Source organism: Paracidovorax cattleyae, assembly GCF_900104515.1.
GTDB classification, from domain to species: domain Bacteria; phylum Pseudomonadota; class Gammaproteobacteria; order Burkholderiales; family Burkholderiaceae_C; genus Paracidovorax; species Paracidovorax cattleyae.
In genome coordinates this window covers 63,251-88,567 of the sequence record NZ_FNJL01000018.1, presented here as the reverse complement: position 1 = coordinate 88,567, position 25,317 = coordinate 63,251, and the positions used below count along the sequence as shown (strand labels likewise).

Annotated in this window: 27 protein-coding genes; 3 read left to right on the top strand and 24 right to left on the bottom strand. The window is 70.9% G+C overall.

Annotated elements, in window-relative coordinates; genetic code table 11:
- Positions 1 to 13: 13 nt before the first annotated feature.
- From fliP to BLR05_RS15560, 24 genes are all read right to left on the bottom strand, one after another.
- Positions 14 to 745 (bottom strand): flagellar type III secretion system pore protein FliP, encoded by a 732-nt coding sequence (gene fliP, locus BLR05_RS15675; RefSeq protein ID WP_092835829.1) that lies wholly within the window; start codon positions 743 to 745, stop codon positions 14 to 16.
- Between the two features lie 41 nt (positions 746 to 786).
- A complete protein-coding gene (locus tag BLR05_RS15670; RefSeq protein WP_092835827.1) occupies positions 787 to 1,194 on the bottom strand; it encodes a flagellar biosynthetic protein FliO in 408 nt (135 codons plus the stop codon).
- A 4-nt stretch (positions 1,195 to 1,198) separates the two neighbouring features.
- Complete coding sequence (locus BLR05_RS15665) at positions 1,199 to 1,588, bottom strand: FliM/FliN family flagellar motor switch protein (protein WP_092835825.1); 390 nt, start codon at positions 1,586 to 1,588, stop codon at positions 1,199 to 1,201.
- Positions 1,589 to 1,616: 28 nt separating this feature from the next.
- On the bottom strand, positions 1,617 to 2,441 hold the full coding sequence (locus tag BLR05_RS15660; RefSeq protein WP_092835823.1) for a FliM/FliN family flagellar motor switch protein: 825 nt from the start codon (positions 2,439 to 2,441) through the stop codon (positions 1,617 to 1,619).
- A 3-nt stretch (positions 2,442 to 2,444) separates the two neighbouring features.
- Complete coding sequence (locus BLR05_RS15655) at positions 2,445 to 3,620, bottom strand: flagellar hook protein FlgE (protein WP_092835821.1); 1,176 nt, start codon at positions 3,618 to 3,620, stop codon at positions 2,445 to 2,447.
- A 35-nt stretch (positions 3,621 to 3,655) separates the two neighbouring features.
- Positions 3,656 to 4,054: a flagellar hook assembly protein FlgD gene (locus tag BLR05_RS15650; RefSeq protein WP_092835819.1), complete on the bottom strand. Its 399-nt coding sequence runs from the start codon at positions 4,052 to 4,054 to the stop codon at positions 3,656 to 3,658.
- Entirely contained in the window at positions 4,051 to 5,190 is a 1,140-nt protein-coding gene (locus BLR05_RS15645) for a hypothetical protein (protein ID WP_092835817.1), read from the bottom strand. Before BLR05_RS15645 ends, BLR05_RS15650 begins: the two co-directional genes overlap by 4 nt.
- Positions 5,187 to 5,702: a hypothetical protein gene (locus BLR05_RS15640; protein ID WP_092835815.1), complete on the bottom strand. Its 516-nt coding sequence runs from the start codon at positions 5,700 to 5,702 to the stop codon at positions 5,187 to 5,189. Before BLR05_RS15640 ends, BLR05_RS15645 begins: the two co-directional genes overlap by 4 nt.
- Positions 5,699 to 7,186 carry a FliI/YscN family ATPase gene (locus BLR05_RS15635; RefSeq protein WP_244160113.1) on the bottom strand — a complete coding sequence of 496 codons (1,488 nt, stop codon included), beginning with the start codon at positions 7,184 to 7,186 and terminating at the stop codon, positions 5,699 to 5,701. The genes BLR05_RS15640 and BLR05_RS15635 overlap by 4 nt, the downstream gene beginning before the upstream one ends.
- Positions 7,183 to 8,169 carry a FliH/SctL family protein gene (locus BLR05_RS15630; protein ID WP_092835813.1) on the bottom strand — a complete coding sequence of 329 codons (987 nt, stop codon included), beginning with the start codon at positions 8,167 to 8,169 and terminating at the stop codon, positions 7,183 to 7,185. Before BLR05_RS15630 ends, BLR05_RS15635 begins: the two co-directional genes overlap by 4 nt.
- Complete coding sequence (locus BLR05_RS15625; RefSeq protein WP_092835811.1) at positions 8,166 to 8,828, bottom strand: hypothetical protein; 663 nt, start codon at positions 8,826 to 8,828, stop codon at positions 8,166 to 8,168. Before BLR05_RS15625 ends, BLR05_RS15630 begins: the two co-directional genes overlap by 4 nt.
- Positions 8,825 to 10,354, bottom strand: a complete 1,530-nt coding sequence (fliF, locus tag BLR05_RS15620) for a flagellar basal-body MS-ring/collar protein FliF (protein WP_092835809.1) — start codon at positions 10,352 to 10,354, stop codon at positions 8,825 to 8,827. Before fliF ends, BLR05_RS15625 begins: the two co-directional genes overlap by 4 nt.
- Before the next feature lie 52 nt (positions 10,355 to 10,406).
- Positions 10,407 to 10,745, bottom strand: coding sequence for a flagellar hook-basal body complex protein FliE (gene fliE, locus BLR05_RS15615; RefSeq protein ID WP_092835807.1), 339 nt, complete (start codon positions 10,743 to 10,745; stop codon positions 10,407 to 10,409).
- Positions 10,742 to 11,158, bottom strand: a complete 417-nt coding sequence (gene flgC, locus BLR05_RS15610) for a flagellar basal body rod protein FlgC (protein ID WP_092835805.1) — start codon at positions 11,156 to 11,158, stop codon at positions 10,742 to 10,744. Before flgC ends, fliE begins: the two co-directional genes overlap by 4 nt.
- Positions 11,159 to 11,193: 35 nt before the next feature.
- Positions 11,194 to 11,586 carry a flagellar basal body rod protein FlgB gene (gene flgB, locus BLR05_RS15605; RefSeq protein WP_092835803.1) on the bottom strand — a complete coding sequence of 131 codons (393 nt, stop codon included), beginning with the start codon at positions 11,584 to 11,586 and terminating at the stop codon, positions 11,194 to 11,196.
- 19 nt (positions 11,587 to 11,605) lie between these two features.
- Positions 11,606 to 12,745 carry a flagellar basal body P-ring protein FlgI gene (locus BLR05_RS15600; protein ID WP_092835801.1) on the bottom strand — a complete coding sequence of 380 codons (1,140 nt, stop codon included), beginning with the start codon at positions 12,743 to 12,745 and terminating at the stop codon, positions 11,606 to 11,608.
- Position 12,746: 1 nt separating this feature from the next.
- A complete protein-coding gene (locus BLR05_RS15595) occupies positions 12,747 to 13,361 on the bottom strand; it encodes a flagellar basal body L-ring protein FlgH (RefSeq protein WP_092835799.1) in 615 nt (204 codons plus the stop codon).
- Positions 13,358 to 14,422 carry a flagellar basal body P-ring formation chaperone FlgA gene (flgA, locus tag BLR05_RS27510; RefSeq protein ID WP_092835797.1) on the bottom strand — a complete coding sequence of 355 codons (1,065 nt, stop codon included), beginning with the start codon at positions 14,420 to 14,422 and terminating at the stop codon, positions 13,358 to 13,360. Before flgA ends, BLR05_RS15595 begins: the two co-directional genes overlap by 4 nt.
- The gene (flgG, locus tag BLR05_RS15585) at positions 14,419 to 15,213 is read right to left on the bottom strand and encodes a flagellar basal-body rod protein FlgG (protein WP_092835795.1); all 795 of its coding nucleotides are present in this window, start codon (positions 15,211 to 15,213) and stop codon (positions 14,419 to 14,421) included. The genes flgA and flgG overlap by 4 nt, the downstream gene beginning before the upstream one ends.
- Positions 15,214 to 15,282: 69 nt before the next feature.
- Positions 15,283 to 16,059, bottom strand: coding sequence for a flagellar hook-basal body protein (locus tag BLR05_RS15580; RefSeq protein WP_092835793.1), 777 nt, complete (start codon positions 16,057 to 16,059; stop codon positions 15,283 to 15,285).
- A gap of 42 nt (positions 16,060 to 16,101) precedes the next feature.
- Positions 16,102 to 18,207 carry a flagellar biosynthesis protein FlhA gene (flhA, locus tag BLR05_RS15575; protein ID WP_092835791.1) on the bottom strand — a complete coding sequence of 702 codons (2,106 nt, stop codon included), beginning with the start codon at positions 18,205 to 18,207 and terminating at the stop codon, positions 16,102 to 16,104.
- Positions 18,204 to 19,295: an EscU/YscU/HrcU family type III secretion system export apparatus switch protein gene (locus tag BLR05_RS15570; RefSeq protein ID WP_092835789.1), complete on the bottom strand. Its 1,092-nt coding sequence runs from the start codon at positions 19,293 to 19,295 to the stop codon at positions 18,204 to 18,206. Before BLR05_RS15570 ends, flhA begins: the two co-directional genes overlap by 4 nt.
- 9 nt (positions 19,296 to 19,304) lie before the next feature.
- The gene (gene fliR / locus BLR05_RS15565; RefSeq protein ID WP_092835787.1) at positions 19,305 to 20,141 is read right to left on the bottom strand and encodes a flagellar biosynthetic protein FliR; all 837 of its coding nucleotides are present in this window, start codon (positions 20,139 to 20,141) and stop codon (positions 19,305 to 19,307) included.
- A gap of 7 nt (positions 20,142 to 20,148) precedes the next feature.
- Positions 20,149 to 20,415 (bottom strand): flagellar biosynthetic protein FliQ, encoded by a 267-nt coding sequence (locus BLR05_RS15560; RefSeq protein WP_092835785.1) that lies wholly within the window; start codon positions 20,413 to 20,415, stop codon positions 20,149 to 20,151.
- Between the two features lie 257 nt (positions 20,416 to 20,672).
- Here BLR05_RS15560 and BLR05_RS15555 point away from each other — a divergent pair, with 257 nt between their 5' ends.
- From BLR05_RS15555 to ligD, 3 genes are all read left to right on the top strand, one after another.
- The gene (locus tag BLR05_RS15555) at positions 20,673 to 21,236 is read left to right on the top strand and encodes a hypothetical protein (RefSeq protein ID WP_092835783.1); all 564 of its coding nucleotides are present in this window, start codon (positions 20,673 to 20,675) and stop codon (positions 21,234 to 21,236) included.
- A 176-nt stretch (positions 21,237 to 21,412) separates the two neighbouring features.
- Entirely contained in the window at positions 21,413 to 22,522 is a 1,110-nt protein-coding gene (gene ku, locus BLR05_RS15550; protein ID WP_092835781.1) for a non-homologous end joining protein Ku, read from the top strand.
- An 11-nt stretch (positions 22,523 to 22,533) separates the two neighbouring features.
- Complete coding sequence (ligD, locus tag BLR05_RS15545) at positions 22,534 to 25,317, top strand: DNA ligase D (RefSeq protein ID WP_092835779.1); 2,784 nt, start codon at positions 22,534 to 22,536, stop codon at positions 25,315 to 25,317.

Sequence of the window (25,317 nt, the reverse complement as noted above, 5' to 3'; positions counted from 1 at the left end):
GGCCGCGGCTGCTTCAGTGGAAACTGCCGACCAGGGCCTTGAGCAGCAGGCTCCAGCCGTCGATCAGGATGAACATGAGGATCTTGACCGGCAGCGCGATCGTCGTCGGCGGCATCATCATCATGCCCAGCGCCATGAGCACGCTGGAGACGATCAGGTCGATGAGCAGGAAGGGCAGGAAGACCACGAAGCCGATCTGGAATGCGGCGCGCAGTTCGGAGAGCATGAACGCAGGAATCAGCTGCACATTGCTGATGTCGTCCATGGACTGCGGCGGCGGCGCCTTGGACAGCTCCACCATCAGCGCGAGGTCCTGCTCGCGGGTCTGCCGCACCATGAATTCGCGCAGCGGCGCGATGCCCTTGTTCAGGCCCTGCTCCATGCCCAGCTTGCCGGACATGAACGGCTGCAGCGCTTCGCGGTTCACCTGCTCCAGCACGGGCGACATGGTGAACAGCGTCATGAACAGCGCCAGGCCGATCAGCACGGTGTTGGGCGGTGTCTCGTTCATGCCGATCGCATGCCGGAGCATGGACAGCACCACGATGATGCGCAGGAAGCTGGTGATGCACACGAGCAGCGCCGGCAGCACGGCCAGCACGGTGAGCCCGATCACGATGCGCACGGCCTGGGACGTGTCCGCCCCGCCCAGCCATGCCGCCGACGGGGCCTGCTGCGCCGCGGCGGCCCCGCAGGCCCCGAGCAGCAGGGCCACGGTGCCCCCGGCGCACAGCGCGCGGCGCATGCGGCTCCGGATGCCGGCAAAGGAAGAAGCTTGCAGGCGGCTCAAGATCGCACCTCCGCCGCCAGCGGATCCGGGTGGCCGGGCTCGGCCGCCCCGGGCGCGGGCGACTCCGACAGCACGGAGATCGATTGCGGCGCGCAGCCGACCAGCAGACGGCGTCCCTGCCACTGCACCTCGTGCAGGCTGTGCTGGGGCGTGAGGCGCGTGCTGGAGACCAGTTCCACGGCCCGTCCGGAGCGCTGCTGCACGCGGGCCATCCAGCGGCCCAGCGATCCGCGGGCCGCGGGCGCCGGTGGCGTTCCGCTCCGGGCCCGGTGCTTGCGCCAGGCAACCACGCTCAGCGCGATCAATAAGACGAACACCCCCATCCAGGCCAGTTCCGCCGCGGGGACCGGCGCGCCCGCGCCTTCGGGCTCCCGGCGCAGCGGGATCGATTCCGGCAATGCCATGGCGTCAAGCGGCCGAAGGCTGCAGGCTGAGGGGCGCAGGGAGTTCGGTGAGCTTCACGGCGAACCGGTCGCCCACGGCCACCAGCAGCCCCCGCGCCACCACCTGCCCTTCCAGCACGAGATCCACGGGCTGGTCCACGCCGCGGTCCAGCACCAGCACCTGCTGCGCCTGGGCCGCGAGCAGATCGCCGACCGCCACGGTGGCGGAACCGACGCAGACCTGCAGCGTGGTCCGGACCTGGTGCAGGGGCTGGAAGCTGGGGAGCAGCGGCTCCGTGGCAGCGGTGGCTGCGGGTTCGGCGAGCGGTGGAAGCGCGATGGGCTGCACCTGCGGCGCGGTGCCGGACGGGGCCGGGGTGGGCACGGTGCCCGGGGTCGAGGAGGATTGCGGCATACGGAAGAGCAAAAAAACGGAAAACGGTTCAGGAAGCGTCGGGATGGAGTTCGACTGCCAGGCGGCCGCCGGACTGCCCGAGCCAGGCCTCGCACAGCGGCTGGGGGGTGGCGGAGCCGGAGGCCGCGAGCCGGGCGGCGGCAGGCGCCGCCAGCGGGTGGTCGAGCGCGATCACGTCGCCCACGGCCAGCGACTGCAACTGTCCCAGGCTCAGGGTGAGCGGCTGCAGATGGATGTGCATCGCCACGCGGTGGCCGCGCAGGGCCTGGTCGAGCGGCACCAGCGCGCAGCGCGGCGTGGCAGGTTCCTTCCCGGTGCGTGCCGCGCCGCCGGAGGAGGGAGGTTCATGCCGGCCCAGCAATGCCGCCACGCGGTCGCCGTCCAGGCGCCAGGCCCAGGGTTTGCCGCCCCATGGAAACAGCACGGCCAATGCGCCGGACCAGGCGGCAGGTGCCTCGGCGGCTTGCCGGGATTCGCGTGCCTCGGGGGCCAGTTCCTCCAGCACGGACTGCAGGGCCGACCAGGCCTGTGCAGCGATGTCGGCGGCCATGTCCGGCCCCTCGGCCGCGCTGGACGCCGCGGCGTCGCCGAACAGCCAACCGCGCAGCGCCTGCGCAGCGGCGGCGAGGCCCGGCGCATCCGGGGCCATGCCGGCTTCCACGACCTGCACCTGCACCGGCGCCTGCGCCAGTCCCCAGTCGCGGCACCATGCGCCATAGGCGGCCTGGCAGGCATCGCGCACCACCGCCTGCCGGGCGGCGCTCCAGGCGCGCAGCGGCCTGGCCTGCGTGCGCGAGGCTTCCGGCGACAGCCACTCCCCGGCCTGCGGCGGCCGATCCGTCCTGGCATCCATGGCTTAGCGGCTCTTCATGGAAAAGAGCTCCTGCAGCATCTCGTTGGCGGTCGAGATGACCTGGGAGCTGGCCTGGTAGCCGCGCTGCATGATGACGAGGTCGCTGAATTCCTGCGACAGATCGACGTTCGAGATTTCGATATAGCCGGAGCGCACCGATCCGAAGGCACCGCCGGCCACGCCCGTGTGCCAGGCGCTGCCGTCGAGCGCCTCGAATTCGTTGTCCCCGGCGGAGCCCACGGCCTCGTTGGTGTCGAAGCGGCCCAGGGACAGGCGCGCCCCCTTGGCGGTCTGCCCATTCGCGTAGGTCAGGACCAGGGTCCCGGTGGCATCGAAGGATGCGGAGCTCAGTTCGGCCGGGGCGAAGCCGTCCTGCGACGCGAATGCGAGGGTGGACAGCGTGCCCGACGCGAAGGAGGTGACGTCCGCGCTGAAGTCGAGCGTCAGCGGCACGGCGGCCTGCCCCGCCGGCGTGTACGTGAACGACAGCTTGGACGTGGCCGCGGTGGGCTTGCCGTCCTGAAAGATCAGCTGGCTGGTACCGACCAGCGTGCTGCCGTCCATCAGCTCGACCTTCCAGCTGCCCGGAGTCGTGCTGTTGGTGTTGGTCAGCTTGACGCTCAGCAGGTGCTCGCCGCCCGCGGCGTCGTACACACGCACGCCGCTCACGGTCTGGTCGGTGCCGGCGCTCGACAGGTTGCCGGTGAATTTGGCCACCGCCGTCGCCTTGCCCGCGGAGGTCTTCAGGTTGGCGATGCTGATTTCCGAAGGGGCGCCATCCGCGCCGACGCCCATCACCCGGGCACCGGTGCCCTGGGTGACGAGCGTGCCATCGCGGTTGAACTGGAACTGCCCCGCGCGGGTATAGCGGATGCTGCCGTCGGCGCCCTTGAGCATGAACATGCCCTGGCCGTCGATGGCGAGGTCCAGGCCGTTGCCCGTCTGCCGCAGTTCTCCGGACTTGAAGGACATCGACGTGCCCATGGTGCTCACGCCGTAGCCCATCTGGCCGAACTGCCGGCCGGCGTAGCCGCCGCCGGCATAGAAGGCGTCCGAGAAGCGCAGCGAGGAGCTCTTGAACCCGGGGGTGTTGAGGTTGGTGGTGTTGTTGGCGATCACCCGCAGCCCTCGCGAGAAGCTGGAGAGGCCCGTCATGCCGACGTAGATGGACTCGATCATGGAAACTCCTTGGATTCCTGGGAGGAAGCGGGTGCTCAGCGCACGGCCAGGATCTGGCTCAGGCTGATGTCCTGCAGGGTGGATCCGGCGCTGGTGCGCAGCGTGATCAGCGGCGACTCGCCCGACAGCGACAACGACACCACCGTGCCCGTCAGCGTGCCGCTGGTGGAGCTCACATCCACGGTGCGCCCGATCAGCCCGACCGACTGCAGCGCCGCCTGGTTGCCGATCAGCGTGGCGATCTTGCTGTTGAGCTGCTGCGTCTGCTCCAGGCTCGTGAACTGGGCCATCTGGGCCATGAACTGCTGGTTGTCCATCGGCTTCATGGGGTCCTGGTAGGTGAGCTGGGTCAGCAGGATCTTCATGAAGTCCTCCTGGCCCAGCGCGTTGGCGCGCAGGCTGGGTGTCGCGCTGCTGATGCCGTTGATGCTCATGGGTTGCCCTCCTGGAAAATGGAAGAAGAAAAAACGTTGCGCGCACGCGGCGCGATGCGCTGCGCGGCGGTGGAAAACACATCGGTGAAGCGGGACGGCCCGGTGGTTTGCCGCGAGGCCGGCGCGAAGGCGTCGAACACCACGCGGCCATTGCAGACCACGCGCACCAGCCGCTGCCCCTGCTCGCGCAGGGCGCGCTCCAGCGAAGGAACGACGGCGGCGGCCTGGAAGCCGACCTGGTCCGCGGTGCCGTCCATCCCGAGCCAGAGCTGTGCGCCCGCATCGGACCACTGGGCATGGACCCGCATGCCGGCGTGGCGCTGCGCTTCGGCAGGCAGGGCGCGTGCGGCGCCCGGTGCAGTGCCCGGCGCGGTACGGCCGCTGTGCTCCGCGGGACCGTCGCCGGGCTCCGGGGGCGCGGACGTGGAGGCAGCCGCCAGTGCCGCCGGTAGCGGCGTCGCCAGAGGACGCACGCCATCCGGCCGCCAGGCAGGCACTACTGCGGGCTCCACGATGGCTGCCGCCCTGTCCACGGCGCCGCTGCCGATGGCCGCCGTGGCCTGGTCAGCGGCAGCGATCCCTGCGGATGCCGCAGCGCCGCGGCCCGCGAACGCACCGGCCAGGGGCATCGGCGCGGATGCGCCGGCCGCGGCCGGATGCGGCCATGGGTCACCGCCGGCACCCGGGGCAGGCGCCGCACGCATGCCGTCGCTCCCGTCCCGGTCCGGCACGCCCGCGGCACCGTCACCGGCATGCGCCGGTCCGGCAACGCCATTGGCGGCCACGGAATGGCTGGCGGATGCGGTGCCTGGCGCATCCGCTCCGGAGCGCGACGCAGCCGCCCCGGAGGGCGAGGCCGGCGCGCCACCCCGGTCTGCCGGGGGCTCGGGCATCGTCCGGTACGCGGTGGGCAGCCCCTGGGCCGGCCGCACCGCCGCGCCGGAGGGCTGCGGTGCGGCCGCCGGGTTGAAAGGCTGAAACCACCCGGCCAGTTGGGCGCGCTCCATCTCGCGCAGCCACGCCTGCCGCAGGGACGGCGAAAGCCCCGGCGGTTCGCGACCTTCGGCCGCATCCCGTGCACCGCGGGCGCCCGGGCCTGCGAGCAGGCCCGCCATGGCCGTGTCGATGCCGCTCACTCCATCACCTCCGGCGCGCGGGTGGGCGATGAAGCGCGCAGCGCCATCCGGCCGATCCAGTCGCGGTCCGCTTCTGCGGCCGCCAGGCGGACCGCTTCCTGCGCATAGTCGCGCACGGCATCCGCGCGGTGTTCCTGCAGCCCGTCGATCATGCGCTGCTGGGCGATGCACTCGGCCTTCAGCGCCACCCGCTGTGCGTGCAGCGCTTCGAGTTCGCGGGCGTGGTCCGCGATGCCGCGGCGTGCATCCGCCAGATAGACGAGCCCGCGCTGGTGCAGGCGGGGGTCCAGCCGCGCCTGCGTCCACTGCTGCATCTGCTGCGCCTGGGCGTCGAACTGCGCCTGCAGCGCGCGGCCCTGCTCCACCGCCGTGGCAATGTCCTGCAGCAACCGGGCCAGCCGGGCTTCCAGGCGCTCGAGCTGCCACTCCTGCTTGCGCAGGTAGGGCTCCAGCGGATAGGTGAAGCCGCGCAGGTCCACGGAGGCCGGCGCGGGGGCCGCGGTCCGCGTCATCGCTGGCCTCCCTTGGCCGCGGCGCCCAGCGAATAGCTGAACTTGTGCGGCAGGTTCTGCGCGGCCGCTGCGGCCGGTTTCGCGGGGGGCGAAGGCGCGGGAACGGCGGCGGGATTGGCAGCCGGTGGCCGGTCGGGCCACAGCAGCGCGCGCAGGGCACGCAGGCCTTCCGCGCGCGGCACGCCGCCTTCCTGCTGGCACAGCCATGCCTGCAGTGCGGGAGCGAGCGCCAGGGCCTGGTCCAGCTCGGGGTTCGCGCCCTTTTCGTAGGCGCCGATGTCCACCAGCTGGCGGTTGCGGTGCAACAGCGCGAGGTGGCGCACCGCGTCGGAGACCAGTTCCCGCTCCTCGGCAGTGGTCAGGTCCGGCAGCAGCCGGCTCGCGCTGCGCAGCACATCGATGGCGGGGTAGCGCCCTTCGTGCGCAATGTCGCGCGACAGCACGATGTGGCCATCCAGGATGGAACGCAGGCTGTCGGCGATGGGCTCGTTCATGTCGTCGCCCTCGACGAGGACGGTGAGCAGCGCCGTGATGGCCCCGCCCGAAGGGGCCGTCCCGCAGCGTTCGCACAGCTGGGGCAGCTCCGCGAACACGGATGGCGTGTAGCCGCGGGCGGTGGGTGGCTCGCCGGCCGCCAGGCCCACCTCGCGCCGCGCCATGGCCAGGCGGGTGACCGAATCCATGGTGAGCAGCACCTGCTGCCCTGCGTCGCGGAAATACTCCGCAATGGTCACGGCGGCATGCGCCGCGCGGATCCGCGCCATCGCAGGCTGGTCGGAGGTCGCCACGACGACGACCGAGCGCTTCAGGCCTTCGCCCAGCTGCTTGTCGATGAACTCCTTCACCTCCCGGCCGCGCTCGCCGATGAGCGCGATCACGTTGACGTCGGCACTGACATGTCGGGCGATCATGCCCAGCAGCGTGCTCTTGCCCACGCCGCTTCCCGCGAAGATGCCCACGCGCTGCCCCTGGCCCAGCGTCAGCAGCCCATCGAGTGAACGCACGCCCGTCTGCAGCACCCGGTGGATGCGGGGGCGCTGCAGGGGATTGAGCGGCCGTGCATGCAAGGGGCGCATGACAGGCGCGACCGGATCGGGCAGGCCATCGAGCGCGTGCCCGAAGCCGTCGATCACCCGGCCCAGCAGGCCCGGGCCCACGCCGAAATCCGAACGGCGGCCGAGCGCGACCACTTCCGCCCCCGCGGCCACGCCCTGCAGGCTGCCGTAGGGCATCAGCGTGAGGCGGTCGCCGCTCAGGCCGACCACCTCGGCGAGCACGCCACCACCGGCATGCCGATCTTCAGCAGAGTCGGAGCGTGGCTGGATGCGGCACAACTCGCCCACGGTCGCATCCGGTCCCTGGGACTCGATGGCCAGCCCCTGCATATGGCGCACCCAGCCGATGCGCCGCGTCAACTCGGCGTCGCGCACGGCGTCCCGATAGGACGCCAATCCGGCCAGCGGGATGGGCAACCGGGCGTTCATGCCGCGTCCCTGCCCGCGGAGACATCGGCGCCGATGGCCTGCTGCCGGCGCTCGGCGCGCGTCTTGGCCAACCGTGCCGCCACGGCCTGCAGTTGCCGTTCCAGCCGGGCGTCCAGCGCGCCTTCCGCGGAACGCAGCAGGCAGCCGCCCATGCGGACCTCCGGGTCGGCCACCCAGCGCACGCTCTCGCGCCCGGCATCGAATCCCCGCGACGCCAGCGCTTCCAGCGTGGGGGCATCCTCCCTGAGCATCGCCGCGTCGTCCGGGTGCAGGTGCACGCTCAGCGGATGCCGCCCGTGCCACGCCTGCAGCGACCGGGCCAGCAGTTCCCGTGCGCCGTCGCGGGTGACGGCACGGTCTCCGGCGATGCGGCAGACGGCCTCGAAAACGATGTCCAGCATGTCGTCTTCCGCGCCCTGCAGGAACCGTGTCCATTCCTGCGCGAGCTGTCCGGCCAGCTGTTCCAGGCGTTCGGTGCGCCGGGCCACCTCCTGCGCGGCGGACTGCCGCTCCTGCGCCTCGCTGTGTTTCTGTGCCTGCTCCGAGGCGCGCACCTGTTCCATGGCCTCGCGCACCTGCCCGGCCACCACATCGCGGGCCAGCACCTCTGCCCGCGCCTGGATGTCTTCGTCCACCATGCGGCGGCCCTCGGCCAGGCCTTGCGCGTGCCCTGCGCGCCGCCCCTCTTCCTTCCATTGGGCCTGCAGGCGGGCGAGGTCCTGGGCCGGGACTTCGGCGGCAGGAGCGCCGCCCGGTGCGGCCGCGGAAGGCATGGCTGCCCGGTCCGGACCTGCGGCCAGTCCATGGGATGCGGTACGGCGCGGAGCGGATACAGCGGCTTCGGCCAGGGCCGCCGGCGGCAGCGTGGCCGCGGGCACGGCCACGGCCGCGGCATGCCCGGCTCCCGCGCCACGGGGCCTGCCCACGGCAACGGCCTGCCCGTGCCATGCGGCGGAGCGCAGGATCTTCATGTCGTCGCTCATGCCCCGCCCTCCTTGCGCCGCCAGGGCCAGCGCCAGCCGCCGAACCGGCCATGGGCCCGGTGTCCGGCAGGCCGGCCATCGCCCTGCACTGCACCGGCCGCCGCCACCGCAGGCGCATCGCAGCAGTGCCGCATGCCGTCCAGCATGGCGGAGGCCAGGGCGGGGGCGGTGGAGGGTCCGCTGGAAACAGTGCCCAGCAGGTCCGTCACGCGCCGGCGCTGGAGGGCCGGCAACTGCTCCAGCAGCGCGGCGCGCCAGGGCCAGGGACGCAGGCACAGGGCCTGCGCCACCATCAGGGGAGGCTGGGCGCGCCAGGCGCGCGCAAGTGCCGCGACGCCCGGAGCGCCCAGCGCCATCAGCAGGTCGGCCTCCGGCGGGGAGGATGCCGCATTGCCAGTTGGCAGCGGCGCGGCGGCGACCGAGTCGGGCGCAGCGGTCGCCAGTGCGTCCAGGCCGGCCGGATCGGGCGGGATGCCGAGCGCTTGCAGTTCAGAGAGCAATGCCTGCAGCGCATCGCGCTGCGAGGGCGCCATGCGTTCCAGCACCCAGGCACGGTCCGCGGGCGCCATGCCATGCAGCACCAGCGCGGCGCGGCGTGCCTGCGCGGCCGGGGACGAGGGCGCGGACGGCTCCGCCAGCCCCGGGAAATGCAGGTTCATGCGCCGTGCCCTCCTGCAGCCCCGGGCGTCGGTGCGGTCTCGCCCGCACGCATCCAGGCCTGCACCTTGCGCAGGGCCGCCTCGCGCTCGGCCGCGCTCAGGCGACGGCCTGGCGCGCCGGAAGCCGGAGCGCGGCGGCGCATGGCGGCCAGACAAGCGCCCGCCAGCAGCAACAGCAGCCCGATGCCGGCAGCGGCCCACCACAACTCCAGGCCAGGGCGGGAAACGGCAGCGCCCTGCCCCGCTCCGTCGGCCTGCCCGGCAGGCTCCGTCGCGATGTCCCGCAGCGCACCGGGCGCCTGGCCGGAAGCATCAGGAGCGCCGGCACCCGCAGCGGCTCCACCCGCGGCGGCCGCGGACGGCACCAGCGCCTGCAGGGACTGCACCACGACCAGGTCTCCCCGGTCCGGGTTCGCGCCCACCGCGGCCGCCAGCAACCGGCGCAGCTTGTCCTCCTGTGCGGCATCCAGCGCCTGGCGGACCACCGCCACCACCTGGATGCGGCGCACGGCTCCCGCCTGGCTCACCACCTGCTCCACCCGGCGGCCGACCTGGTAGTCCACCTCCCGCTGGGTGCTCGCACCCGCGCCGCCTCCGGCGCGCGCGGCATCGAGCGGGGCCTGGCCGCCGTCGCGCACGGATTCGCGCTCCTTCACGATCACTCCCCGGCTGTCGGCCGTGCGCGAGGGAGCGGGAATCACGTCTTCCGTGGTGATGCGCACCTGGTCCATGTTCAACGTGACATCCACGCTGGCCATGGCCTGGCCCGGGCCGAACGCGCGGTCCAGCACCGCCGCGGCCTTGCGGGCCAACTGCGCCTCGGTGTCCTTCTTCAGTTCCAGGCGGCCGGATCCACCCGCCATGCCGGCGGCGGCATCGGCCGCCTCGTCGGCCGGGCGGCTGAGCGCCACGCCCTGCCGGTCCACCACCGTCACGTCCTGCGCGGTCATGCCCGGCGTCGCCGCAGCCACGAGGCGCTGGATGCCGCTGACCTGTTCGGGGCGCAGCACCCGGCCCTCGCGCAGCGTCACCGTGATCGCGGCCTTCGGACGGGCGTGGGCCTGCTTGAACAGTCCCTGCTCCGGCAGGGCCAGGTGCACGCGCACGTCGCGGATCTCGGACAGCGACAGGATGGTGCGCGTGAGCTCGCCCTGCAGCGCGCGCTGGTAGTTGATCTTCTGGGCGAACTCGGTCATCCCGAAGTCGGTGTTGTTGAACAGCTCGAACCCCACGGCGCCATGCAGCGGCATGTCCTGGCCCATCAGCTTGATGCGCGTGGAATGCACCTGCGGCCGGTCCACCAGGATCGATCCGTTCGCCTCGTCGAAGCGGTAGGGGATCTTGAGCTTGTCCAGCTCGGCGCTCATGGCCGCCGCGTCCTGTGGCTTCAGGTCCGAGAAAAGGACCTGGTAGTCCGGCCGCATCAGCCACCATGCCAGGGCAGCGGTCAGCAGGGCGATGGCGATGGCACCGGCCATCAGACCGGCGCGCGCGGAGCGGCCCAGGCCCTCCCAGAAAGCGTTCATGGTGCAGTGTTCCCGATGCGTTGCTCGATGTGGCGGGTGGCGTCTCGCAGGTTCACAGCTGCATCCTCATCACGTCCTGGTAGGCTTCCAGGAGCCTTCCACGCACCTGCATCATGAGCTGGAAGGACAGCCGGCTCTCCTCCAGCCGGATCATCACCTGGTGCAGGTTCTGCGCGTCGCCCGCGGCCAGGCGCTGCAGGTCCGTCTGGCTCGTCAGCAACTGCCCGTTGACGCGGCCCAGCCCCTGGGCGACCATGTCCGAGAAACCGGCGCCCGGCACCGCAGCCGCCCCTGAGGAAGCGGCGGACCCGGCGGCGGCGAAGGCCGGTTGCGGCTCGGCGATGGCCGGCAGCGCGGACGCCGCGATGGCGGCGATGGCATCGGCGCTCATGCGTTGCCCCCGATCTCCAGGGCTTTCAGGGCCATGTTGCGCGACGTGTTCATCGCCGCCACGTTGGCTTCGTAGGAACGCATGGCCCCCATGAGCGTCACCATTTCGGTGGCGGGGTCCACCCCGGCATAGGCCACGAACCCGCGGCCGTCCGCCATCGGATGGCCGGGTTCGTACACCATGCGCGGGGGCTGGAGCGTGGGCTCCACCGAGGCCGCCGGCACGGCGGCCAGGCCCTGGGCGACCGTGTCGCCGAAAGAAGCGCGGGACACCACCCGCAGCGGCTGGTAGGTCCTGCCCTCCGGGCCGGCCACGGTGTTGGCGTTGGCGAGGTTGAGCGACGCGACCTCGACGCGCGTGCGCTCCAGCGTCATGCCGCTGGCGCTGATGGCAAAGGCTTGTGAATAGTCCATGGGCGGATGCGGGGAGAAATCGAATCGGAAAAAGATCAGCGCTTGCCGTCGGAGACGGCGGACGACAGGATGGCCATGTGGCGCGACAGCCCCTTGAGCAGGGCCTGGTAATGGACGGCGTTCTGCGCCATGCGTGCGACTTCCGTGTCCAGCTGCACGCGCGCGGGCAGGCCGTCCGGCCCCACCATGGGGCGCATGCGCACGCCTTCTTCCGCCACCGAGGCCAGGTGGGCCGCATCCAGGCGGCGCCCCTGTGCGAGTTGCCCGCGTGCGGCCTCCATCTGCGCGGCGAAATCCACATCCACCGGAACATACCCCTCGGTGGACGCGTTCGCGATGTTGCGTGCGATGGCCTGCTGCCGCAGGGATGCGGCGTCCAGTGCCAGGGAGAGGCTGGCCTGCGTGATCGCTTCGATGCCTTCGGTCATGGTTTGCTCTTTTTCAGGGTCACTGGATGAGGAGTTCGGCGTGCAGCGCGCCCGCGGCCTTCACGGCGCGCAGGATGGAAATGATGTCGCGCGTCGGCGTTTTCAGCCGCGCCAGCGTCTGCACCAGATCCGCGACGGTCGTGCTGCCGGTGACAAAGCCGGCGCCGTTGCGCTCGTCCACGTCCACGCGGGTGTTCGTCACCAGGGCGGTGCGCACGCCGTCACCCGCATCGCCGATGAAGTAAGGCTGCGACGCCGTGGTCTCGTTGCGCACGGACAGCTTCAGATCGCCGTGCGATATCGCCACCTTCGAAATCCGCACGTCGCCGCCGGACACCACGGTGCCCGTGCGCTCGTTGACGACCACCTTGGCCCGGCGGTCCGGCTCCACCGTGACTGACTCCAGCCCGGCGACGAACGCCACGAGCTGCCGCTGCTGCGCCTCCGGCACCAGCAGGTCGATGCCGGACGCATCGCGCGCCAGTGCCATGCCGGCGCCATAGCGGCGGTTGAAGGCTTCCGCCACGCGGTTGGCCGTGGTGTAGTCGGGCTCGTTCAGCACGAAGGTCATCCGGTGGTCCTGGGACACCATCTGCGAGGTCACCCCGACCTCCACCGTCGCGCCGCCCGGGATCGAGCCGACGGTCGGGTGGTTCTTCTGCACCACGTTGCCGTTGGCGTCGTAGCGGTAGCCCCCCACGGACAGCGGCCCCTGGGCCAGCGCATAGACGCGGCCGTTGGCGGCCTTGAGGGCCGTGAGCACGAGGCTGCCGCCGACCAGGCTGCGCGCGTCGCCGACGGAGTTCACCGTCACGTCCAGCGTGTCGCCCTCGCGCGAGAACGGCGACAGCGCCGCGCTGACCATCACCACCGCCACGTTGCGGCTCTGGATCTGTTCGGGTGCGATGTTGAGGTTGAACTGCGACATCGCGTTCGACAGCGCCTGCCGCGTGCCGCGGTTGGATGGCGAATCGCCCGTGCCGGCCAGGCCGGTCACGATGCCGGTGCCGACCAGCGCGTTCTCGCGCCACCCCTGCAGCTTGCCCAGGTCCTTCACGCGCACGGGCTCCGCATGGGCCGCGCCCGCGCCGCACAGCGCCAGCGCCGCCAGCCAGCCGGCGAACACCCTGCCCGCCCACGCCTGTATCCGTTGCCCCATCTCAGAACCCCATCATGTCGAGCAGGTTGCGCCACCAGGGACGCCGGTTGCGCTCGGCGATGTCCCCCTCGCCCACGTAGCTGATGCGGGCATCGGCCAGGCGGGTGGACAGCACCACGTTGCCGTCGGAAATGTCGAACGGCCGCACCCGCCCTTCGAGCGTGACCTTCTGCGGCTCCTGGTTGACGGTGAGCAGTTGCTCGCCCGCCACCCGCAGGTCGCCGTTGGGCAGGATCTCCTGCACGGAGACCGTCAGCGTCGCCAGCACGCGGTTGGTACGCTGCGTCCGGCCGCCACCGTCGAAAGTGCCGTTGACCCCGATGCCCGTCTGCCCCACCGTGCCGCTGCGGTGCGACAGTTCGGCCGACAGGCCATTGCTGCGCCGCGTACCGGTATCGGCGCTGGTGGTGGCGCTGGAGTTCTCGAAGACCTGCACCGTCAGCGCATCGCCGACCCGGAACGCCCGGTTGTCTGCCGTCAGCGGGCGGTAGGTCTGCTCCTGGTAGAGGCTCTCGGCGCGCGCCGCGCCTGCAGCCACGAGGGCCGCGCAGCACAACGCCGCAGCGATGCGCGCTCCCGTGCGGCCGTGCGGCCACCGTGCGATCGGCGCCGTCATGGCTGCAGCTCCAGCTGGCCGGGGCCGACCACGCGGGCCAGCAGCGCTTCGCCGGCATGCGGCGGACGCACCTTCACGACCTGGCCGACCTGGCCGTCCTGCAGCGACTCCGCGCGGCTCTCCAGCGCCAGATCGCCCGTGCGCGCCGTCAGCCGCACCCACTGGCCCCGGGCCACGGCGGGCGCCGGGCCGACCCGGTCCTCGGTAACCACGTCACCACCCGACAGGCGCCTGCGGGCCTGCACCGCCCCCTGCCCACTCCCTTGCACGGGCCATGCGGCGGGCGCAGCAGACGACGGAAGGCGGGCCATGTCCACTTCGCGCACGACGACGCCGTCCTCGGGGATGTCGCTGCCAGCGGCCAGCGCCTGCCGCGCGACGGGCGCCATCGCGAACAGGGCCACCTCGAAGCGCACGGGAATGGCACGCACGTGCCGCTCGCCCGCGAAGACATCCACCCACACCATCATCCGCGCCGCCAGCGGCACCTGCTCCAGGGGCCGCACCCGCAGGACGGCATCGGCCGCGGGCACTTCCAGCGCGGCGGGCAGCGAGACCGGCTGCAGTTCCACGCGGGGCTGCACCAGCCCCTTCTGCCGGGCGATGCCCTCCAGGTGCGCGGCCAGGGCCGCCCGGGCCTGCGCGGCCACGGCATCGCCCGCCACCTCGCGCACGGCCATCCGCACGGACGTGGCCTCGGCGCCTTCCCACTCGATCTGCTCGTCCCGCAGCCCGGTGCGGCTGCGCAGCCACATCCGCAGCCGGCCGCCATCCAGCGCCACCGGCTCACCCGGGCGGGGCGCCTGCCCCAGCGGCACGGCCATTGCCCGCCGCAGCGTTTCCAGGTCGGGGCTGCTGAGCAGCGCGACATCGCCCAGCCGCACGTCAGGCCGCTGCACCTGCACCTGCGGGCGCAGCGCCACGCGCAACAGCGGCGCCCCCGCATCGCCCCCGGGCACCGCCTGCGCGGCGCCGCACCAGGCCACGGCGGCGGTCGCGACGGCACAACCCGCGGCCAGGCCCCGGGCCGCCAGGAGCCTGCGTGCACGGCGCGCGCTCATCGGCGCAACCCGTTCACCAGCCCCAGGATCTCGTCGGCGGCCTGCACGATCTTGGCATTGGCCTCGTAGGTGCGCTGCGCCACCATGAGGTTGACCATCTCGTCGACCATCTTCACGTTGGATCCCTCCAGGTAGCCCTGGGCGATCCGGCCGGCACCTTCGTCGCCCGACCGCACTGGTATCGCTTCGCCCGACGCACTGCTGCTGCGGTAGATGCCATCGCCTTGCGCCAGCATCCCCTGCGGGCTGGTGAAGCGCACGAGCTCGATGCGGCCCAGGTCCAGCGCGTTGGGCTGGTTGGCCACGCGCGCCTGCACACGGCCGTCGGGCTGCACGACCAGGGCCTGGACATCGTCCGGGATCTGGATCGCCTGCTTCAGCGGCAGCCCGCCCAGCGTGGCAAGCTGGCCATCCTTGTTGACCTTCCAGGTGCCCCCGCGGGTATAGGCCGAGGTGCCGTCCGGCATCAGCACCTCGAAGAATCCATCCCCCTGCACCGTGATGTCGAAGGGTGCGTCGGTCTTCTTGGCATCACCCGTGTCGAACAGGCGGGACACGCTGGCGATGCCCACGCCCGTGCCCAGGCGCAGCGCGGGCTGCAGCAGGCCGGCGTCCGCGGCATCGCCCAGCGCGGCCGTGCGCGCGGGGTCGCGGGCCACCAGGTCGGAGAAGCTCACGCGCGCCCGCTTGTAGCCGGTCGTGTTCACGTTCGCCAGGTTGTTGGCGATCGTCTCGACATTGAGCTGCTGCGCCTGCATTCCGGTGGCGCCGATATACAAGGCATCGAACATGGGGAAAGAATCCGGGAAGTGATGGAGCGGCCCTGCCCGGGCCGGCGATGGAGGTGGCGCGGCCGCGCGTCAGGACAGCTCCCCGAGCTTGCGGATGGCCTGACCGGTCATCTCGTCGTAGCCGAGCGCGACCTTCTGCATGGATTCGAAGTGCCGCATGGTCTGCACCAGCTGCACCATCTCCTGCATGGAGCTGACGTTGGAGTTCTCGAGATAACCCTGCCGCACCTGGACGTCCGCCTCCGGCACCAGCGCGACCGCCCCTTCGGCACGCATCAATCCGTTGCCGGTATGCGCCATGCGGGCGGAGCCTTCGGGCTGCATGATCTTCAGCTGGGCCAGCGGCAGCGCGGCGCCCGCCCCGGAGCCCTCCGGCGCCAGCAGGTTGCCCGCGGCGTCGATGCGCGGCGTTGCGCTGCCGGGATAGATCTCGCCGCCCCGGCCCATGACGGGATGGCCCATCGCGGTGACCAGCCGGCCCTGGCCGTCCAGGCGGAAATCGCCCTGGCGGGTATAGGCCGGGCCCTCCGGCGTGCTGACTTCGAAGAACCCCGGCCCTGCCAGCGCCACGTCCAGGCCCTGGCCCGTGGACCGGAGGCTGCCGGGGCGCGAATCCGTGCGGATCATTAGGCCGGGCGCCGGAGCGATCGACGGCGCTCCCGTTCCCGCCGCCGTCGCCGTGCGCTCCATGGCCCCCACCACCGAGGCGAAGGCCAGCGGGCGCGCCGCGGCCACTTCGCGCTGGTAGCCCGGCGTCAGCGCGTTGGCGAGGTTCGTGCCGATCCGGTCGAGCCGCTGCATGTCCGACTGCATGGACTGCAGAGCGAGGGCGAGTACTTCCTGCATGGTGTCAAAAATATCCGGAGCAAAAAACGGTGAAGTGGCGCGCTACAGCGCCACTACGGCGTAGGACTTGAGTTCGATGGCATGGGGCACCTCCGCCATCGACAGCACCCGCAGGTGCGGCATCATGCGTTCGGACAGCGCCCGCACGTGCCGGCGCAGTTCCGGTGCGCAGAGCAGCACGGGCAGCAGGTTGCTTTTCATCATGCGTTCGGCCTGCTGCATCAGCTTGACCATGATCTGCTCGGCCAGCCGCGGCTCCAGCACGAAGCCGGTCGCGGGGGCGGCAGCACCCTCTTGCGCACGCACGCCGGCCTGGGCCGCCTGGATGTTCTGCAACAGCTGGCTCTCGATGGCCGGATCGAGCGTGATCACGTGCAGCGCGTTCGCTTCGCCCACCAGGCCCTGGCAGATGGCATGGCCCAGCCGCAGGCGGACCATCTCCGTGAGGTAGGCGGCGTCCTTGGACTGCCGGCCGGCATCGGCCAGGGTCTCCAGGATGGCGTCGATGTGCCGGATCGAAACCTTCTCGCGCAGCAGGTTCTGCAGCACCTTCTGTACGTCGCTCACCGACAGCACCGTGGGAATGAGTTCCTCCACCAGGCTGGGCTGCTGCTGGCGCACCCGCTGCAGCAGGCGGTCGGCCTCGGCGCGCGTGAGCAGCGTGGCGGACTCGCGCCGCAGCACTTCCGTCAGGTGCGTCATGAACACCGTGGGCGCATCCACCAGCGTGTACTTGCCCGCCACGGCGGCGGCGCGCTGCTGCTCGTCGATCCACAGCGCCGGTAGGCCGTAGGTCGGGTCGCGCGTGGGCTCACCGGGCACGCCGTCCATCTTGCCCGCGGGGTGGATGGCCAGCACCTTGTCGGTACGGACCTCGCCGCGCCCGCACACCACGCCGTCCAGGTGGATCTCGTAGCGGTCCGCCCCCAGCCGCACGGCATCCTTGAAACGCACGCGCGGCAGCACGAGGCCCAGGTCCTGCGCATGCTGCTTGCGGAACGACACGATGCGGTCCATGAGCACGCTGCCCGGCTGGTTCACCATGGCCGCCCACTGGCTGCCCACATGGACCTCGATGGGCTCCACCTGCAGCGAGGCATACGGGTCCTCGTCGGCCCTGGCCGTGTCCGCCGGGCCATCCGCATCCTGTGCATCGCCCGCCGCGGCGGCCGCGCCGTCCGCCGTCTGGCGCGCGGCCCCGCGATAGACCACCCAGGCCACGGCGGCCACGCCCGCGATGAGGACCAGCGTCGGCAGCGCCGGGATGCCCGGCAGGAACAGCAGGCCCGTGAGCGCCGCGCCCACGAGCAGCAGCGTTTTCGGGAAGGAGGTGATCTGCCGCAGCACTTCCTGGCTCAGGTTGCCGTCGGACGCGGAGCGGGTCACGATGATGCCCGTGCCCACGGCGATGATCAGCGCCGGCACCTGCGTGACGATGCCGTCGCCGATGGTCAGCAGCGAGTAGGTGCGCAGCGCCTGGTCCCAGGGCAGCTTGTGTTGCATCATGCCGATCACCAGCCCGCCCACGATGTTGATCAGCAGGATCACGATGCCCGCGATCGCATCGCCCTTCACGAACTTGCTGGCGCCGTCCATCGCGCCGTAGAACGCGGCTTCCTTCTCGATGTTCTTGCGCCGGCGCTGCGCCTCGGCCTGGTCGATGAAGCCCATGTTCAGGTCGGCATCGATGCTCATCTGCTGGCCGGGCATGCTGTCCAGCGTGAAGCGAGCCGCCACCTCGGAAATGCGCTGGGCGCCATTCGTGACCACGACGTACTGCACGACGATCAGGATCAGGAAGACGATCAGCCCGATCACGTAGTTGCCGCCGACCACGTAGGAGCCGACCGCGCCGATCACCCGCCCGGCGTCGCCGTCGGAGAGGATGAGCCGCGTCGCGGCCACGTTGAGCGAAAGCCGGAACAGCGTGGCGATGAGCAGCAGCGACGGGAAGGTGGAAAACTCCACCGGCCGGCCCATGTAGAACGTCAGCAGCAGGATCAGGAACGCGAAGCTGAAGTTCGTCAGGATGAGAAAGTCCAGCAGCGGGCTCGGGATGGGCGCGAACAGCACCACCAGCACGCCCAGCACCAGCAGCACCATGGCGATGTCGCTGTGCCGGCCGAAAAAGCGTTCCAGTGCCTTCATGCCGCGCCTCCCGCGGCCGTGCCCGCGCGGCGCTCCCGCATGGCGAACACCCAGACGATGATGCGGGCCACGTCGGCGAACCACTGCGGCGGCACGTAGTGCTCCACGTCCAGCTCCTTGAACAGGCGCCGGGCCAGGGCCGGGCTGCGCACCACCGGGATGCCATGGCGGGCCGCGATCTCGCGCATGGCGGCCGCGAGGTGCCCGGCTCCCTTGGCGACCACCTGCGGGGAGTCCATCTCGCCATGCACGTACCGCAGCGCGATGGCCAGGTGCGTGGGATTGGTGAGCACGACATCCGCATTGCGCGTCTGGCGCAGCGACTGGCTGCGCTTGCGCGCCTCGCGGCGCAAATCGCGCATGCGGGCCCGCACCCGCGGGTCGCCTTCGCGCTGCTTGTGCTCGTCCTTGATTTCGCGCTGGCTCATGCGCATCTTCCTGGCGAATTCGCGCCGGGTGAACATCCAGTCCAGCGCCGCGATGATGGCCAGCAGCAGTGCCATCCGGAAGCCCAGCGAACCCAGGTCCGCGACGAGCAGGTGCAGGTAGCTGGTCGGCGACTGGTTCGCCAGGCTGTAGAACTGCGTAGAAAGATCCTCGAGCGCGTAATAGGCCATGCCCGACAGCAGCAGCAGCTTCGCGCAGGCCCGCCCGGCATCGAAGAGCGAACGCATCGACAGGATGCGCTTGAACCCGTTGGCAGGGTTCAGCCGGCTGAAATCCGCCGTGACCGGGTCGAAGGAAAAGATGGGGCCGGTCTGCAGGACGTTGCCCAGCACCGCGGGGAGCACCACCGCGGCCAGGAAGGGCGCCAGCCACAGCAGCGTGTCGCGCAGCAGGCGCGAGACCAATGGCCACAGGCCCGCACCGCCCGGGTCGGCGAACGTGCCATGCAGCAGCACCATGCAGTCGAGCCGGAACTGCGCCAGCGCCATGTCTGCGCCCTGCGAGCTGAGGTAGGCCACGGCCACCACCAGCACCAGGGCCGACACCACATCCGCACTCTTCGAAGCCTGCCCCTTCTCCCGGGCTTTCTGCAGCTTGTAGGGCGTGGCCGCTTCGTTGCGGTCGAGATCCTGCTCTGCCATGCCCGACTCCTACCGGCTTCCGGGCAGCGGCGCCTGCGCGGCCGCCTGCAGGAACATCGCCTCCCACATGGCGTAGATGCCCGCGTACACGCGCTGCATCGCGCCCCCCATCCCGGCGAACCACAGGGACAGCACCGCCAGGCCCACCACGATCTTTACGGGAATGCCGAGCACGAGCATGTTGATCTGCGGCAGGTTGCGCGAGATCAGGCCCAGCGCGAACTCCACCAGCAGGATGCAGAACACCACCGGCGCGGCCAGCGCGAACCCCAGCAGGAACAGCCCGCTGGCCTGCCGGAACACCGGAGCCGCCATGTCCGCGGGCTGCCAGGCCGCGCCGGGCGGAAACACGTCGAAGCTATAGGCCAGCGCGCGCAGCAGCAGATGGTGGCCGTCCGCCGCCATGAAACCGATCACGGCCACGTAGTTGAATGCCGACACCAGCAGCGGCGCCGCGCGGTTGCCCACGGGATCGAATACCTGGGCGATGCCGAACCCGATCTGCACATCCAGCAGGTTGCCCGCCAGCGAGAACGCGGCGAACGCCAGCAGCACGCCGAGCGCCATCGTGGCGCCCAGTGCCAGTTCGGCCATGGCCATCTGCAGCAGTTCCCCCACGCCGGACGGCGGCGGCGGTGCGGACGGCGCCAGTGCCTGGGCCAGCACCCAGGACAGCGCCATCACCACCAGCAGGCGTACCCGGTTGGGCACCGGCATCGCATAGAGCACGGGCGTCATGGCCAGCACCACCGCGACACGCAGCGACGGCAGGAAAAACGGCCCCCAGAGGCCGAAGGCACCGGCGCCGCCCAGGGCATGGCCAGGTGAGGAAAGCAGGGAACTCATGCCGGCGTCAGAACATCGCGGGAATGTTCGTCCAGAGCTGGGTCGCGAACTGGCCCAGCTTGCGGAGCATCCAGGGGCCGAAGAGCACCATGGCGCCCCCGGCGACCAGCAGCTTGGGCACGAACGTCAGCGACATTTCCTGCACCTGCGTCACCACCTGCAGGATGCTGATGAGCAGGCCCACGAGCAGCGTGAGCCCGAGGACGGGAAGGCAGACGAGCAGGCCGGTCCAGAACAGGTCGGCCATCATCCGGAGTGCAAGATCGCCCGTCATGGTCCGGCGGGCCGCTCAACGCCATATCTCGACACTCGGAATTCCCCCTCAAGAAGTTACAAATTATTTGTAAATTATACAAAAGAGCGTAATTCCTACACTTCGACGTGCGTCACGTAGCGTAAATCACACGCGCACTTGATGGGCAGGGGAGTAGTCCTTTTCCTACAAGCCCACACGATGTTGCTACCACATGCCGGGCTGCCGTGCATGGGGACGATGGACGGGGCGCGTCCCGCCGCAAAGGATCCCTTCCCATGACCACCAACTTCCAGGAACTGCAGGCGAAGGCCATCGCCTGGTGCAAGGATTTCGAGCAGTACAAGGACGAGTGCGTCGTCCTGGCCCAGCGCCTTCGCGTGGAGTTCATCGCCCACCTGGGCGCACGCTCCGGTGACGTGGAGTTCCACGCGCTGGACGAGCGGCTGGAGCGCATCGCCGACGAGCGCACGTCCCTCTGGCCGCGCCTGCAGGTGGGCGACGACGGCTTCTTCTATTTCGGCCTGACGCTGTTCTTCCGCGCGGACGCGCACTGCCTGGACGAGCACATCCGCGTGGGCATCCAGAAATCGCGGACCCACTGGCGCGTGCGCTGGAACCAGAAGGAATCGGTGTATTCCACGACCGGCTCCAACAGCGCGTTCTTCGACAAGATCACGGCCATCACGCTGGAGAAGTTCTCCACGCCCTTCCGGCGCATGAAGGGCCAGCTGGGCTTTGTGCCCATGCTGCAGAGCGATCACCATGTGGTGGCCTCCGCGCCGCCCAGCCCCGCGACCGGCACGGGGGCCAGCGCGCCATCGGACAGCGGCGAGAGCTGATCCCGGGCGCGCCCGCGTGCCGGGCCAGCGGCGGTATTGCACATGGCGTGCGATCGCCTGCCGCCACCGGCGCCGCGGCCGGTGCGCGTCCTACAGCCTGCGTGCCGCGGCAGGGCTAACGTCCTCCGCACCGCGTGCGCCGGCACGTCGCCGCCGCGTCCCCCAGGAGAGCCCGCATGGCCGAGAAGAAAACCCGAACCACCCGTTCCCGCGCTGCCTCCGCTCCCGCCACGCCTGCGCAGGCCCCCACCTCCACCCGCGCGCTCTGGAAGGGCGCGATCAGCTTCGGCCTGGTCCATGTGCCGGTGGGCCTGTATTCGGCCACGCGGGACAGCGGCATCGATTTCGACTGGCTCGACAAGCGCAGCATGGACCCGGTCGGCTACAAGCGCATCAACAAGAAGACCGGCAAGGAGATCACGGCAGAGAACATCGTCAAGGGCGTGGAATACGAAGACGGCCGCTATGTGGTGCTCACGCCCGAAGAGATCGCGCAAGCCTACCCGAAGACCACCCAGACCATCGAGATCGAGGCCTTCCTGGATGCCGACGAGATCCCGTTCGTCTATCTGGAGCGGCCCTACTACACGGCGCCGCTGCCCCGCGGTGAGAAGGTCTATGCCCTGCTGCGCGAGGCGCTCAAGGCGAGCCACCGCGTGGGCATGGGCAAGGTGGTGATCCAGACCAAGCAGCACCTGGCGGTGCTCATTCCCTGCGGGCGCGCGCTGGTGCTCAACCTGCTGCGCTGGGGCGACGAGATCCGCTCCTTCCAGGAACTGAACCTGCCTCCAGCCGGTGGCAAGGCCGTCGGGCTCAAGGATGCCGAGATGCGCATGGCGCGGCAGCTCATCGACGACATGACACAGGGCTGGGATGCGGACCAGTTCCGCAACTCGTTCTCCGAAGAGATCATGAAACTGGTGGAAGCACGCGCCCAGGCCGGCGACATCGCCGAGGTCGAGCCGCTGGAGGCACCGTCGGATGCGGGCGGTGCGGACGTGGTGGATCTCACCGCCCTGCTGCGCCGCAGCCTCGAAGGCGGGAGGCGCAAGGCCGCCGCCGATGCGGATGGCAAGAAAGAAGAGGAAGGGGAGGACGAGACGCAAGATGGCGCGAAGGGACGTAAAACCTCGAGCGTGCGGCACCTGCCCGACGCGTCGGCCAAGACTGCCAGGACACGCGCCACGTCGGCCGGCGGCGCGAAGGGCAAGGCCAAGGCCACCACGAAGCGCGCGACCGCCAGATCCTCCGCGAAAAGCGCCCCGGCGGGCCGCAAGGCCGCCTGAGCCCGTACGCCATGGCACGACGCCCCAAAGCCCCGGGTACCGCGCAGGCCGCACCGCAGAAAACGCCGCCAAAGGCGCCACCGGAGGCCCTCGCGGACTACGCCCGCAAGCGGGATTTCCGCAGCACACCCGAGCCCGGAGCGGAGCCGGGCGACGCCCTGCCGCGCGGCGCGCTGCGCTTCGTGGTGCAGAAGCACTGGGCCAGCCGCCTGCACTACGATTTCCGGCTGGAAATCGACGGCACGATGAAGAGCTGGGCGGTGCCCAAGGGCCCGAGCTTCGACCCGAAAGACAAGCGCATGGCCGTGCAGGTCGAGGACCACCCGGTCGCCTACAACCGCTTCGAAGGGCAGATACCCGCGCGGCAGTACGGCGCGGGCCGCGTCATCATCTGGGACAAGGGCTACTGGGCGCCGCTGGAGGACCCCGCCCGGGCCTGGCGCGCGGGCAAGCTCAAGTTCGAACTGCACGGCCACAAGCTCCAGGGCCGGTGGACGCTGGTGCGCATGCACGGCCGGGGCAACGAGCGCCAGCCGCCGTGGCTGCTCATCAAGGAGCGCGACGGGCTGGAACGCGACGCCGTCGAGTACAGCGTGGTGGACGCGCTGCCGGACAGCGTGAAGTCGCTGCCCGACCTGCCTGAACCCGCCCCAGCCCAGTCCCCCGCCCTCCGCAAGGCCACCCGCGGCAAGGCTGCGGCCTCCTCACCGGCCCCGGGGCCGGGCTCAGGCCGGACGGTTCGGGCCGGTACGTCCCGGCACCCGAAGAAGGCGGCCCTGCCCACGGCGCTGGTACCACAACTGGCCACGCTGGTGGACGGCCCGCCCACCGACCTGGCCGAATGGATGTTCGAGCTCAAGTTCGACGGCTACCGCATCCTCGCGCGGATCGAGGGCGGCGAAGTGCGCCTCATCACCCGCAACGGCAACGACTGGACGCACCGCATGCCCGGGCTGGCGCGCGCCGTGCGCGCCCTGCCGCTGGAGTCCGGCTGGATCGACGGCGAAATCGTGGTGCCCGACCGGCACGGCATTCCCGACTTCCAGGTGCTGCAGAACGCCTTCGAGAGCGGACGCCGGCCCGGACGCAGCGCGGCGAGCCCCGCGGACGACGGCACGGTGGACCGCAGCGGCCTGGTCTTCTACGTATTCGACCTGCCCTTCCTCAACGGCCACGACCTGCGGGGCCTGCCGCTGGCAGAACGCAGGGAGGCACTGCGCACGCTCGTGGCCGAAGCCGGCAGCGACACGGTGCGCTTCAGCGACGCATTCGAGGCATCGCCCGGCGAGCTGATCGCCTCCGCCTGCCGGCTCGGCTTCGAGGGCGTGATCGGCAAGCGCGTGTCGTCGGCCTACCTATCCGGCCGGTCGGCCGACTGGATCAAGCTCAAGTGCGGGCAGCGGCAGGAGTTCGTGATCGGCGGCTATACGGACCCGCAGGGCACGCGCACCGGGCTCGGCTCACTGCTGCTGGGCGTGCATGGCGACGACGGGCAACTGCACTATGCGGGCAATGTGGGCTCCGGCTTCAGCGAGCGCACCCTGGCGACGCTGCACGCGCGGCTGCGCTTGCTGGCCGCCGAGCGCAGCCCCTTTGCCGCAGGCACGCAGGTGGGCCGCAAGGCGCACTGGGTGCAACCGCAACTGCTCGCGGAGGTGGCCTTCTCGGGCTGGACGCAGACGCGCCATGTCCGCCAGGCGGTCTTCCGCGGCCTGCGCGAGGACAAGCCACCGCGCGAGATCGTGCGCGAGACACCCGCACCGGCCGCCGCGGTGGCGGCCCCGGCCTGCGCCCCGCCTGCCGCCAGACGCCGTGCACCAACCGACGCCACGCCCCCCAGGGCCCGCACCACCATGACCGCCCGCCGAACCGCATCCGCTCCTTCCTCTGCCGCCCCGCCCTCCTCGCTGCGCGTGACCCATGGCGACCGCGTGATCGATGCCGCGAGCGGTACCACCAAGCTGGACCTGGTGCGCTACTACGCATTGGTCGCGCCGCTGATGATGGAACACCTGAGGCAGCGCCCCGTCTCGGTCGTGCGCGCGCCGGAAGGCGTGGGCGGGGAGCTCTTCTTCCAGAAACATCCGGAGCACGGCTCGGTGGACGGCGTGCGGACGCTGGATCCGGCGCTGGACCCCGGCCATCCGCCCCTGGCGGAGATCGCGGGCCCGGAAGGCCTGCCGGCCTGGGCGCAGATGAACACCATCGAGTTCCACAGCTGGAACGCCCGCAGCGACCGCATCGACCGGCCCGACCGGATGGCCTTCGACCTCGATCCCGGCGAAGGCGTGCCCTGGGACAAAGTGCAGGAGGCCGCCACGCTGCTGCGCGTGATGCTGACGGAGCTGGGCCTGCCGTGCTTTCTCAAGACCAGCGGCGGCAAGGGGCTGCACGTGGTCGTGCCCATCAAGCGCCTGCATGGCTGGGATGCGGTGAAGGGCTTCTCCCAGGCGGTGGTGCAGCACATGGCGCGCACGATCCCGCAGCTGTTCGTGGCCAAGAGCGGGCCGCGCAACCGCGTGGGGAAAATCTTCGTGGATTACCTGCGCAACGGCTTCGGCGCCACCACGGTGAGCGCGTGGTCCGCGCGGGCCCGGCCCGGCCTGGGCATTTCCGTGCCGCTGCGCTGGGATGAGCTGGGTGCGCTTTCCAGCAGCACCGAATGGACCGTGGCCACCGTGGAAGACCGGCTGCGCGAAGGCAATGCGCCCTGGGAGGGCTACGCCGCGGCGGCGGTCTCCATCACGCAGGCCATGAAGATGCTCGGCTACGAACCGCCGCGCGGCGGCCGCTGA